The organism is Clostridium sp. MB05 (assembly GCF_046581255.1).
Taxonomy (GTDB): domain Bacteria; phylum Bacillota; class Clostridia; order Clostridiales; family Clostridiaceae; genus Clostridium.
Genome location: NZ_CP174370.1, coordinates 1,452,179 through 1,464,571 on the forward strand (window position 1 = coordinate 1,452,179; position 12,393 = coordinate 1,464,571).

At 26.3% G+C, this 12,393-nt stretch carries 10 protein-coding genes; 9 read left to right on the forward strand and 1 reads right to left on the reverse strand.

The features are described 5' to 3' along the window. The first annotated feature begins 343 nt into the window (after positions 1–343). The 6 genes from ACH36K_RS06725 to ACH36K_RS06750 all read left to right on the forward strand — a co-directional run bounded on the left by ACH36K_RS06725 (position 344) and on the right by ACH36K_RS06750 (position 8,881). Positions 344–1,618: an ABC transporter substrate-binding protein gene (locus ACH36K_RS06725; RefSeq protein WP_411170178.1), complete on the forward strand. Its 1,275-nt coding sequence runs from the start codon at positions 344–346 to the stop codon at positions 1,616–1,618. 78 nt (positions 1,619–1,696) lie between these two features. Next, complete coding sequence (locus ACH36K_RS06730; RefSeq protein WP_411170179.1) at positions 1,697–2,578, forward strand: carbohydrate ABC transporter permease; 882 nt, start codon at positions 1,697–1,699, stop codon at positions 2,576–2,578. Between the two features lie 8 nt (positions 2,579–2,586). Next, the gene (locus ACH36K_RS06735) at positions 2,587–3,435 is read left to right on the forward strand and encodes a carbohydrate ABC transporter permease (RefSeq protein WP_411170180.1); all 849 of its coding nucleotides are present in this window, start codon (positions 2,587–2,589) and stop codon (positions 3,433–3,435) included. A gap of 19 nt (positions 3,436–3,454) precedes the next feature. Continuing rightward, on the forward strand, positions 3,455–5,515 hold the full coding sequence (locus tag ACH36K_RS06740; protein WP_411170181.1) for a DUF5054 domain-containing protein: 2,061 nt from the start codon (positions 3,455–3,457) through the stop codon (positions 5,513–5,515). Between the two features lie 119 nt (positions 5,516–5,634). Further along, positions 5,635–7,329 (forward strand): sensor histidine kinase, encoded by a 1,695-nt coding sequence (locus ACH36K_RS06745; protein ID WP_411170182.1) that lies wholly within the window; start codon positions 5,635–5,637, stop codon positions 7,327–7,329. Between the two features lie 13 nt (positions 7,330–7,342). After that, positions 7,343–8,881, forward strand: coding sequence for a response regulator (locus ACH36K_RS06750; protein WP_411170183.1), 1,539 nt, complete (start codon positions 7,343–7,345; stop codon positions 8,879–8,881). A 187-nt stretch (positions 8,882–9,068) separates the two neighbouring features. Here the strand turns inward: ACH36K_RS06750 and ACH36K_RS06755 are convergent, their stop codons facing one another. Continuing rightward, positions 9,069–9,878, reverse strand: a complete 810-nt coding sequence (locus ACH36K_RS06755) for an N-acetylmuramoyl-L-alanine amidase family protein (RefSeq protein ID WP_411170184.1) — start codon at positions 9,876–9,878, stop codon at positions 9,069–9,071. A gap of 145 nt (positions 9,879–10,023) precedes the next feature. On the opposite strand from ACH36K_RS06755, the gene ACH36K_RS06760 reads away from it, so the two are divergent. The 3 genes from ACH36K_RS06760 to ACH36K_RS06770 all read left to right on the forward strand — a co-directional run bounded on the left by ACH36K_RS06760 (position 10,024) and on the right by ACH36K_RS06770 (position 12,392). Then, positions 10,024–10,587: a TetR/AcrR family transcriptional regulator gene (locus ACH36K_RS06760; protein ID WP_411170185.1), complete on the forward strand. Its 564-nt coding sequence runs from the start codon at positions 10,024–10,026 to the stop codon at positions 10,585–10,587. A gap of 18 nt (positions 10,588–10,605) precedes the next feature. Continuing rightward, positions 10,606–11,397, forward strand: coding sequence for a rhomboid family intramembrane serine protease (locus ACH36K_RS06765; protein WP_411170186.1), 792 nt, complete (start codon positions 10,606–10,608; stop codon positions 11,395–11,397). Between the two features lie 221 nt (positions 11,398–11,618). Then, on the forward strand, positions 11,619–12,392 hold the full coding sequence (locus ACH36K_RS06770) for a hypothetical protein (RefSeq protein ID WP_411170187.1): 774 nt from the start codon (positions 11,619–11,621) through the stop codon (positions 12,390–12,392). Position 12,393 lies beyond the last annotated feature (1 nt).

The following is a 12,393-nucleotide window of genomic DNA, read 5'->3' on the forward strand; positions in this document are numbered from 1 at the left end:
TAAGATCATTAATGAAAGTAGTTAAGTTTAAATATAGCTAGGATAAAGTTACCTCCTTTTTATATACTAAAAAATTTATCAAAGTTTATAACTAATATTAAGTTAATAATACTTATTAGAATAAATATAAAAGAAAGTTTTAAGAATAAGTTATATTTGAATTAAAGTCTTTAGAGATTATAGTATTAGTAATATGAAATATAGAAAGTACTAGCTTAAATTATGATAATAATATTATATAAATCATAATAATACGATATATAATCTTACAAGTATAAATGTTAATATTTAACTATAAAGTATGTTTTTATAAATAAAAGTTTATAAAAGGGGAGTTGTTTTTATGATATTTAAGAAAGTGCTAAGTCTTATGATAACGTCTACATTATGTTTAGGCTTATTAGTAGGATGTGGAAACAAAGATACAGGTGAAAATAGTACAAGCAAAGGAAATGATGAATCATTTACACTTAGAATTTCTACTACTGGAGAAAAAGATGATAATTTAGACCTTGCTATGGATATGTTTAAAGAAAAATATCCAAATGCAGAATTTGAAATTATATCTAGCCCTTGGAATGCTACAAGAGAAAAACAAATTACACTTATGAGCATGGGAGATATACCTGATATTTGTAAAACAGGAGGATGGGCAAAAGAATTTTATAATGATGGACTTGCTATGAATTTGACAGATGTAATAAAAGATTGGGATATTTACAATAAACTAACACCAGGACAATTAGAACGTATGAAATTCGGTGACGACATTTGTGCTGTAACTTACAACACAAACACTATGTATATGTTCTATAACAAGAAATTGTTAGAAAAGCTAGGAGTAGAAGTTCCCAAAACTATTGCTGATTTAGAAACTTTAGGTAAAAAGATTAAGGAAAGTGGAACCAAAACTGAAGATGGTAAAAACGTATATGCTGCAAATATATCTACAGGGAGTGTTTGGGACATATCTACTTGGGCATTTTCATTAGGCGCAGATTTTATGAATAAAGACTATACTAAAACCTTAATTGACTTACCAGAATCTATTGCAGCCCATACAAAAATGCAAGAGTTTGTTAAAAATGGTTGGGCACCTATTCCTGATGGGACATCAGATCAACTTTGGTTCAATGGACAATTAGCAACTTACATCACTGGTGAATGGACTATTCCTGCTACATTAGATGCAAAAATAGATGTGGGGTATGCTCCAGCACCTGCAGGATCAACTGGACTAAGTGTTGCTCCTATAGGAGGATGTGATTGGGTTATTACTGAGCAGTCTAAAAATAAAGAAAAAGCCATTGAGTTTCTAAAATTGATGTATTCAGAAGAATTCCAAGTAAAAGCTGATAGAGGTGTTACAGACTTATCTATATATGATAACACAGAAAAACAAAAATTATGGGAAAAAGATGGAGTTCTTGAATCTAAAAAAGTTCAACAAGAACAATTAAAAACTGCAAAATATATAGCTTTTGATGGATTGTATGCATTCCCAGACGCACAAAATGTATATAAAGCTGCTGTAGAAAGAATATTAGTTAATCAAGAAGATCCAAAAACAGTTTTAGAAAATGCAGCTAACGAAATTAACAAAGGTCTAACAAAGTAAGATAAAAAATGAGGGTTTGGTGGGCTATTTCTTTAAGTTCCATGCATACCCTCTTATTTATATGAAAGGAATGATAATATGAAAAGGAAGTTGAAGTCTAGCTATAAAGATCAAGCTTTTGTATGGAGCATTGTAGGACCTGCAATATTATTTTTTGCAGTTATAGTATATTATCCTTTTTTAAAAAACATCTATTATATGTTTTTTAACTATAATTTTATAAAAAAGCCTAAGTTTGTTGGTCTTGATAATATTACTAAATTCTTTGCTGATACTAATGCACATACAGCTCTAAAAAACACATTTACTATAACTATTTTTAGTGTTCCTCTTGTTCTTATAGTAGCTTTACTTATAGCTATAGCAGTTTTTAACATGAAAAAAGGTAAGAGTTTTGTTCGTGCTTCTATTTTTTCAACTTTCTTAGTTCCAGGAGTAGTAGCAGCTATTATTTTTAAACTATTATTTGGAACAGAGAATGGTCTTATAAATACGACACTTAATAGCTTAGGATTTGATAGTATTGGATGGTTAATACAACCTTTTTGGGCTATTGTAGCAGTTATTATTGTGCATGTTTGGAATGGTACAGGCTATTACATGGTAATATTTCTTTCAGGTTTATCAAATATTAATACTCAATTGTATGAAGCAGCTAAAATTGATGGAGCTTCAATATTGCAATCTTTTAGGTATGTTACCTTACCGCAATTAAAACCAACAATTGTTTTTTCTATGATTTATGCAACAATGGCATATTTAAGAACTTATCCATCAGTAGAGCTTTTAACAGGTGGAGGACCATACCAATCTACAGAAACAATAATAATGTATATGTTTAAGCAAGGCTTTAAAACTAGAGATGTAGGATATGCTTCAGTAATAGCAGTTATTGTATTTTTAATAACTCTTGTAGTATCCATCGTTCAGATGAAAGCTACAAAATATTTTGATGATTAGGTGATTATATGAGTGAAAAGTCTACTAGAAAAAAGATTAAATTACAACCAATTTTATTAATAGTAATAATGCTTATTGTAACAGCTATATTTCTTATACCAATAATATGGATGACTTCTGCATCTTTTCAAGGACAAGGTGAATTATTTAAGATTCCTTTTAATTGGATACCTAAAGACCCAAGTCTAGAAAATTACAAATTTGCTATTGATGCAGGCGGTTTAAAGAATGCTTTTATTACTTCTACAATAACATCAATTTTATTAATAAGTATTCAAGTATCTCTTAGTACTATTACTGGATATGTATTTGGAAAGTATAAATTCCCTTTTAAAAAGACCATCTTTATGTTTATAATGATGACATTAATGATACCAGGAGAATTAACTTATTTCCCTTTATTTGATATTGTAAAAACTTTCAATCTTACTAATACTTACTTTGGATTAGTTCTTCCATTTATATATAGTGGATTCGGAATAGTATATATTTATCAATTTTCAAAATATATTCCTAATGAGATTTTAGAGTCAGCTAAGATAGATGGATGTGGAAATATAAGAACATTTTTTTCCGTTGCACTACCCATGTTAAAAAGCGCCATATCAGGTCTTGTAATTTTGGCATTTACATTTATTTGGACTGAATTTGCATGGTGTAAATCAATAATTACCCAAGAAGAAATGAGACCTCTTTCTATGGTATTAACTCAATTATCAAAGGGTTCTGATAATGCTGTAAATTATGGTGGATTAATAGCAGCAGGTGCTATGGTAATGATTCCTATCTTAATTATATTTCTAATTTTCCAAAAGAACTTTATAGAAAGTATTATTGGTTCTGGAGTGAAAGGTTAATTTTTAATGGAGGTATAAAATGAACACTAAAATAAAAAAAGTACATGTAATTTATAAAACTCACTTAGACATTGGCTTTACAGATTTTGCCCAAAATGTTTTGGATAGATACACAAATGAATATATACCTAATGCAGTAAATTTGGCTTTTAAACTTAATACACCAGAAAATAAAAAGTTTATTTGGACTGTAGGATCATTTTTAATAGATTATTACTTAAAAAATGCTTCAAAAGATGCAATTAAAAATTTCGAAAAGGCAATAAAACTTGGTTATATAACTTGGCATGGAATATCATGTACCACACATACTGAATTAATGGACAAAGAGTTATTTAAATATAGTCTTAATATAAGCAAAGAACTAGATAAAAAGTATAATAAAACAACTATTGCTTCTAAAATGACTGATGTGCCAGGACATACTATTTCTATAGTTCCTTATATGGCTGAGGCTGGTCTAAAATACATGCATATTGGTGTAAATGGGTCATCTATGGTTCCAATGGTTCCTGAAATGTTTCTTTGGAAAATAAATGGAGCTGAGTTAATTGTTCACTATGCATCTGATTATGGGGCTTCATTCTCTATAGATGGGTTAGATGAAGTACTTGAATTTGCCCATACTGGAGATAACCTAGGACCACAATCAGAAGAAGATGTTGAAAAAGAATTTAACCGTATTAAAGCTAAATATCCTAATGCCGAGGTAGAAGCATCAACATTAGATGAATTTGCTAAGGCAGTTATTAAAATAAAAGACAAACTCCCTGTCATAGAAGAAGAAATTGGAGATACATGGATACATGGAGTTGCTTCAGATCCTGTAAAGGTTGTGCAGTTTAAAACTTTATTAACATTAAAAAATAAATGGCTTAAAGAAGGATTATTAAAAGAAGGTAGCTATGAATATACAGAGCTCATGACAAACCTTATGCTTATAACAGAACATACCTGGGGACTTGATTATAAAAAATATTTAGCGGATTTTAAAAATTGGACTAAAGAAGACTTTTTAAAAGCAAGAAAAGCTGATATTACCACTTTAGAGTCTCTTACAATAAGAAATATTCAAATTTATGAATTTTTAAAAGATGATATCGCTAAGTATAGAAATGGTGAATTTAAAGGTTCTTATAAAGAATATGAAAAATCTCATGAAGAACAGAGAGAATATATTTTAAAAGCCATTGAAAAACTTCCAAGGGAACTAAAAGAAGAAGCAAAGTTAGCCTTAAATAATATTATTCCACTAAAAAAATCTATTGAAGGAAATCTCATTAAAATAGGTGATTTAATAGAAATTAATGGATGGAAAGTTAAGTTTAATGGGGAAGGAGCTATTAATTATCTTGAATGTATGGATAAAAAATGGATTAAATCTGGAGAGTTAGGCAAATTACAATATGAAGTTTTTGATGCTAAAATTTGCTCAGATAATTACTATAAATACAATAGAAATTTTTATGAAACTATGTGGTGGTCAGAACCAGATTTTTCAAAACCAGGTCTAGAATTTGTGGATGATTTGGAAAATATTTGCTATAATTTTAGTGTGACAAGTATAATAAAAGAAAAAAATAATATATATGTTTCTATTAAATCTGATGATGAAGCTGCTTCAAAGTATAGTTCTCCAAGAATAGCTGAAATAACTTATAACTTCGATAAAGATGTTATAAGATGTAACCTTCAATGGTTTGATAAAGATCCTGGGAAAATACCTGAAGCTATATGGTTTAAAATGAAGTTTGATGTTGAAAATCCAAATAGGTTCATGATGAAAAAAATAGATCAATTGATTTCTCCATTAAATGTATTAAAAGGTGGAAATAGAAATCAACATTGTGTAGAAGCACTATATTATCATGGAGCAGATGGTGTTTTAGAAATTAAAAACCTACACTCACCACTAGTAAGTATTGGTGGTAGAAATTTATATAAAATGGATCATAAAGTTAATAACTTAGAAAATGGTTTCTATTTTAATTTATTTAACAACAGATGGGGTACAAATTTTAAGATGTGGTGTGAAGATAATTGCTATTTTGATTTTGAAATAAGAATAAAAACAAATTAGTTGTATTATTAGGTGCAGCTTATTGAAAGAATGGGTGAAAGATGATAAAAAGAGATTTTTATAAAAGAATCTTTAAAAGTATGAGATTTACTATAATAATTTTATATTCCTTAATTATCTTGATATCTATTAGTATAATAAGTGCAATATCCTATAATATTTCCTTTAATACATCTGAAAAGCAAGAAATAGATAATGTGTTTCAGATTACAAGTCAAATAGCAAATAACTTAAGCATATATTTTCAAGAATGTATAACTAAAATAAATTTATTTAGAAATGATAAACAATTAAAAGAAAATATACAAAAACTAAATGAAGACATTTCAGAAAATGACAGGGTTAAATATGTTAAGTCTATTAATGAAAAAATGAGCCAAGTTATTATATTCAATAATGATATAAAAGATATAATAATTTTGTCAGATAGTTTTAATAATAGTTCAACACATAATGAAGGTATAAATTATAATTCCAATCATAATCAAGGGGTAAATTATAATTCATATGCAATAAAAGATATAATAGAAGATTCAAAAAATATGTCAAAATATGATGTGCAATTTTTATCAGTTAATGAAAAGGATTATCTTTATGGAGGAGAAAACCAACAAAATATGTTGGTTTATTTTCCTATTAAGGAAGCTAATGGTAAAGATACAATTGCCGCAGTTGTTTATTCTTTAGAGTTTGAAAAAATAAATAAAATTTGCAGTAGAAATGATTTAGCAAGAGAATATAGTTGTTATTTAATTGATCAAGATAAAGATTTATTTTATGCTCCATATGCTGATTTTAAATTTGAAAAAGATGACTGGAATTTTGAAAAGGATACAACCATCTTTAAGAATAAAGAGGTTTTATCTTACTGTAAAATTCCATCTACTAATTGGTATGTAGGATATAAAATTGATTTTTCGAAAATAAGTGAACCATTAATAAATATAAAAAAAGTTACTACTATAGTAAGCTTAGTTGCTATTATCTCTACTATATCAATCTCAATTTTTATTGGCTATAAGGCTACAAAGCCTATAAAAAGTTTATCTAAAGCTATGAAAAAAGCCGAAAAAGGAGATTTTCAAACTGCTGTAGAAGATGTATCTGGTTTTGAAGAAATTGATACTTTATATAGAAGATATAATGAAATGATTAATAAAATAGATTTACTTATTAAGGAAGTTTATACAACTAAACTTAGCAAACAAAGAGCTGAAATAGAAGCTTTACAAGCAAAAATAAATCCACACTTTTTAAATAATACATTGCAATGTATAACATCTTTAGCAATTATAGAAAGAAATGACGACATAATTTATGTTGTTGATGCTTTAAGTCATTTATTTGATTATATACTATATGAATCAAGTGATATGGTTCCACTTAGTAAAGAAATAGAGTATGTTCAAAAATATATTGATATTCAAAACATAAGGTTTAATAACAGTATAAATCTGTATATAAAAGTAGATGAGCAACTAAATGATATCTTAGTCCCTAAATTAATATTACAACCTATTGTTGAGAATACCATACAACATGGATTTAAAAATAAATTAGATAAAAAGCATGTAACTATTGAAGGTGAATTTTATAATAATAACCTTATTCTTAAAATAAGTGATAATGGTAATGGAATTAGTAAAGAAAAATATGAAGAAATTTTAGAATCATTAGAATATGAAAAAGAACCAGTAAATCATATAGGATTATATAACGTAAATAAACGTCTAAAATTAAATTATAATCAAGAAAGTGGTATCAAAATTGAGAGCAAAGAAAATTATTGTTCTACAATAACATTGATACTATAAAGGAGGGGAATATATGGAATTGACAGCAGTGATTATTGATGATGAAATGTTAACGATACAATCTCTTGAAAAGTTACTTCCTATGTGCAACTCTAGAATAAAAGTACTTGGTTATGCAACAAATGGTAAGGAAGCTTTTCATTTGATCAGCACTACTAAACCTGATATTGCAATTGTAGATATAAACATGCCACTTTTAAATGGAATAGAATTAATTAAATTGCTAAAAAAAAATAATCTGAAAACCAAGGTAGTAGTCCTTTCAGCTTATCGTGAGTTTAATTATGCTCAAGAAGCTTTAAATTTTGGAGCATTTGCCTATTTGTTAAAACCTATTAACATAAGTAGTTTAAAAAGTACAATAAAAGAATTATATGAAGCTGTAAAAAATGAAAAAGAGGATAAGTACATAAAGAATAAATATAATGAGGTACTTCCAGAATTTAAAGAAATCTTAACAAAAAAATTATTATTAGAAGAAATCAGTCAAGAAGAATTCATAAATAAAGTTAAAAATAGTAACATTAAATTATTAAAAGATTTTCGTTTATGTTATATTACAAATAAAAATAGTAATGCTGAAATAGAAATTCTAAATTATATACATTCCATCTCGGACAAACAATATAAAAAAAGTTTAATTAGCTTTAAGATTGATGCAAATACAATTTGTATTTTAATTGATAAATGTGATCAGGTACAATTTGTTAGTATAATTAAATCAAGAATAAAAAATGGTCAAGTGGTTTATTTAAGCAAAATGTGTCATGATTATAGTGATTTGATTCAAGAGTATAATAAAATTAGTAACTTAATACAAGTTAATTTTTATAAAAATTTTTCAGGACGTTTAGTATGGTGTGAAAAGTATGAAATTGTAGATTTTATAAAAAGAGCATATCACATTGATACACTAAATATAAAAAAATGGATAAGCAAAAGTGATAGAGATAGTTTTATGGCGTATTTAAGAGAATATTATAAGCACATAAGAAATAACGAAGATGTTTGGCCAGAATATATATATAGAAGTATTTATGAAATTGTTATTATATTTAAATCCAACATGCAAGTTGAAAATGTTGAAACTAGATATATCTTAGATAATTTAGATATAAATGACATAAAAAGATGTGCTACATTAAATGAGTTAGAAGAATTTACTGAATCGTTATTTGAAAAGTTTTTTGACATTGGAGTAGAGAGCTTTCAGGAAAAAACTAGAGTGATTTTAATGGTGAAAGATTACTGTAATAAACATTACGGTGAGGAAATTACATTAGATGATATCTCAAATTATGTTAATATATCAAAAAATTATTTTTGTAGCTACTTTAAAAAATATGCAGGCGATAGTTTTGCACAATACCTTAAAAAGATAAGGATTAAAGTTGCAAAAGAAAGATTAAAAGAAAGTAATATGAAAATTGTAACTATTGCTAAAGAGGTTGGTTACAATAATTCAAGCCATTTTTGTAAAATGTTCAAAGAAGAAGTTGGTATTAGTCCAGCAGAATTTAGAAGAGAGTATTTTAAATTAAATGAAAGCTAATATAATAGGCGTTCTTAATAAACTTATAGTTAAGGATAATAAAAGATATACTTATCTAACTTAATTAACAAAAGAGCTGCCACTGAATGATTTTCAAAGCATTCTCAGGAGGCAGCTTCTTATTTACACTATAGTTAATTATATTTTTAAAATCTATGGATAAATTATTTATAGTGTTTTTGAACTATTATTGTATATTATCCTTAATTAAAGCTTCTTTATTGTTTTTAATATAATTTAAAATAGCTTCGCTTATAGCTTTTGCGCAAGCTTCTTGACCTTTATCAGATTTTAGATATTCTTCATCAGAAGAATTACTTAAAAAACCTAACTCTATCAATGCTGAAATACTAGGAGTTAATTCTAAAACTGCAAGAGCATCATCTTTATTTTTATAAGTTTTTAAACCTCTGTCATCTGTATATTTTAATTTTGATAATTTATTTTGTATAGTATTGGCTAAACTTTTACTTTCTTCATTTGAAGCTTTATACCAAGTTTCTAATCCTTTTGAATCAGGATTACTAGAATCACTATTGCAGTGTATTGATATAAACAAGTCAGCATTAAATACTTTTGGTATTTTTATTCTTTCTTTTAAACTATCATTAGCGGTTTTTAGCCATGGAAGAGAGTCGTTTGTTCTTGTATAAACTACTTTCACTTTACTTGTTTCAAGAAGTTTTCCAAGTTTCAAAGAGATGTTTAAAGCTATATCCTTTTCTAGAACACCAGTTACCCCTTTAGTTCCTGTATCCCAATCGCCATGACCAGGATCTATGCATACTATAAAGGGATCTTCATTAGAAGACGATGATGTAACTTTATTATTAACATAAGTGTTATTATTACTATACTTATTGTTTAATAGTAGGATAAGTGAAAGTATGAAAAATCCAGTAAACATAAGAGAAATACGTAATACTAATTGTCTTCTTTTCTTTCGCTTATATAGGATTTTTCTTTTGTATGCGATATCAAATTTTTGATTTTCCATAATACATACCTCTTAACTTATAATAATATAATATAATTATACTTAACATAATCATAAATGTAAATAAATGGAAGCGAAATAAAAGAGATCACTCAGTTGATAATATAAGAGTATTGATATAAACTGTAATAAAGGGGGAGTTTTCATGCCGAAAATATTACAAAATCCAAGAGAAACAATATTAAGAGAAGCGGATACACTTTTAAGAAGCCAGGGTTATAATAACTTTAGTATGAGAGAACTCGCTAATAGATGTGAAATAGGACTTGGAACAGTATATAACTATTTTGAAAATAAAATGGCATTAGTTAGTGAAATATTTAATAACACTTGGACAGAGATACTTAAAGAGCTTGAAGAAGTAAAAGACAAAGACATAGCATTTGAAGAAAAGATGCGGTTAATATATTTAGGATTAGAAAAATTTTTATTATACCATAAAGAAGTATTTTTTGAACTAACTAAAAATGGAAAAAATATAAAAAATAATAAAAATTCTAATGATTGTAAAAGATATGACGTATTAGAACACTTATATTTGATTGTAGATGAAATAATAGATTTTCATAGAGAAAATAAAGAGATAACTATTAATATAGAAACTAGAAAGTTAACATCATTTTTAATTAGTAATATGATAACTATAGTAATGAAGAATAAGGAATTTTCAATAGATGATTTAATATATATAGTTACAAATAAGCTATAAAGGAGTAAGTGTTAATTTATGAATTTATTAAATAAATTAGAAAAAAAGTTCGGAAATTTTTATATAAGAAATTTGATGCTTATTATAGTAATAGGAAATGCTTTCGTATATGCATTAAATATGATGAGTGGTGATATTAATCTAATAAACAATATTGTATTGGATCCACAAAAGGTAATGAATGGAGAAGTATGGAGGCTAATAACATTTATATTTGTACCACAAAGTAAATCTGTTTTTTGGTTAGTTTTTTCATTATACTTTTACTATTTAGCAGGTTCAGGCCTTGAGCAAGAATGGGGAGGATTTAAATTTAATATTTACTACTTAGTAGGTATGTTAGCAACTGTATTAGTGTCCTTTTTAACAGGAGTTAAAGCAACAGGATCTTATGTTAATCTTTCTTTGTTCTTAGCTTTTGCAAAAATATATCCTAATTTCAAAATATTATTATTTTTTATAATTCCTGTAAAAGTAAAATATATAGCTATATTTAATTGGATATTAATTGGAATAAACTTTGTTTTTGCTGGATCTTTAGGACAAATGGTATTAGTGGTGATCCCTGTTATTAATTTTATTCTATTCTTTGCTAAGGATATAATTACTGGAAGTAAAAATGGAGCTAAAAATTATCATAGGCAACAAAAATTTAAAGCTCAAGTAAAAGAAAGAGAGATATTACACAAATGTGTAGTATGCGGAATTACAGAAAATGACGATTCTAATATGGAGTTTAGATATTGCTCAAAATGTTCAGGTAAAAAATGTTATTGTATTAATCACATAAGAGATCATGAGCATAAATAAATAAATAAGATTTTAAAAGGTAAAAGTTCTTTAGGATACTTTTACCTTTTTTGATTTATATTAAAAACATAATTATTATTATTTATAAATAATAATAATTATTAACTACAAGTAATAGTAATTATTAATTAAATATAGTATAATATAATTAATAACGAAATATACATAATTTGAAATTATTAATTTTTTAGATTAACTTTAATGATAAGGAAGGAAAAAGAATGGAAAATAATGATTTAAAAAGAATATATGATAATCCTTTATATATAAGACATATAGAAAATCCAAGTGAAGATTTGATGCTTGAGGCTGTTAAGAAAAATGGATTATCAATAAGGTATATAGAAAATCCTAATTACAAAATTAAAGAAGCTGCTATTAAAAATAATCCATTAGCAGTTGAGTATATAGAAAATTTAGATGAAGAAAATGCTATATTAGCAGTAAGATTATTATGGAATTCCCTTAAATACATTAAAAATCCTACAGAAAAAGTTAAATTTGAAGCTATTAATGCAAAAGGTTGGGCAATTCAATTTATAAATAATCCTAGTGAGGAAATGCAATTAAGAGCTGTATCTAAAGATTATGATGCAATAAAATATATTAAAGATCCATCAGAAAAGGTACAACTTGAGGCTATAAATAAATATTGGGCAGCTATAAAATTTATAAATAATCCAAGCTTAGAGGCTAGGAGAGAAGCTGTTAAAGGGAATGAAGAAGCAATTAACTATATTGATTTTAATTTAGATGAATTAAGAATACTAATTGGAGATAATATAAAAATTGTTAAGTACGTATATGATTCTATAGATGTAGAATTTGTAGTTAATGTGGTAATAGATAAGGTAAAAGAAGATCTTATAGATGAAAAATATATTAAGGACTTCTTAGAACTTGAAATTTTAGAAATGGATAAGATTAATTTTATAAGAGAATATGGAAGTAAAAAAGCTAAAATTTTATTAGTTGATTATAAACTTTCAAGATAAG

Bases quoted from the DNA above. Each gene is read 5' to 3' on its own strand.
- ACH36K_RS06725 (WP_411170178.1), top strand. From the start codon at position 344: ATGATATTTAAGAAAGTGCTAAGTCTTATGATAACGTCTACATTATGT.
- ACH36K_RS06730 (WP_411170179.1), top strand. From the start codon at position 1,697: ATGAAAAGGAAGTTGAAGTCTAGCTATAAAGATCAAGCTTTTGTATGG.
- ACH36K_RS06735 (WP_411170180.1), top strand. From the start codon at position 2,587: ATGAGTGAAAAGTCTACTAGAAAAAAGATTAAATTACAACCAATTTTA.
- ACH36K_RS06740 (WP_411170181.1), top strand. From the start codon at position 3,455: ATGAACACTAAAATAAAAAAAGTACATGTAATTTATAAAACTCACTTA.
- ACH36K_RS06750 (WP_411170183.1), top strand. From the start codon at position 7,343: ATGGAATTGACAGCAGTGATTATTGATGATGAAATGTTAACGATACAA.
- ACH36K_RS06755 (WP_411170184.1), bottom strand. From the start codon at position 9,878: ATGGAAAATCAAAAATTTGATATCGCATACAAAAGAAAAATCCTATAT.
- ACH36K_RS06760 (WP_411170185.1), top strand. From the start codon at position 10,024: ATGCCGAAAATATTACAAAATCCAAGAGAAACAATATTAAGAGAAGCG.
- ACH36K_RS06765 (WP_411170186.1), top strand. From the start codon at position 10,606: ATGAATTTATTAAATAAATTAGAAAAAAAGTTCGGAAATTTTTATATA.
- ACH36K_RS06770 (WP_411170187.1), top strand. From the start codon at position 11,619: ATGGAAAATAATGATTTAAAAAGAATATATGATAATCCTTTATATATA.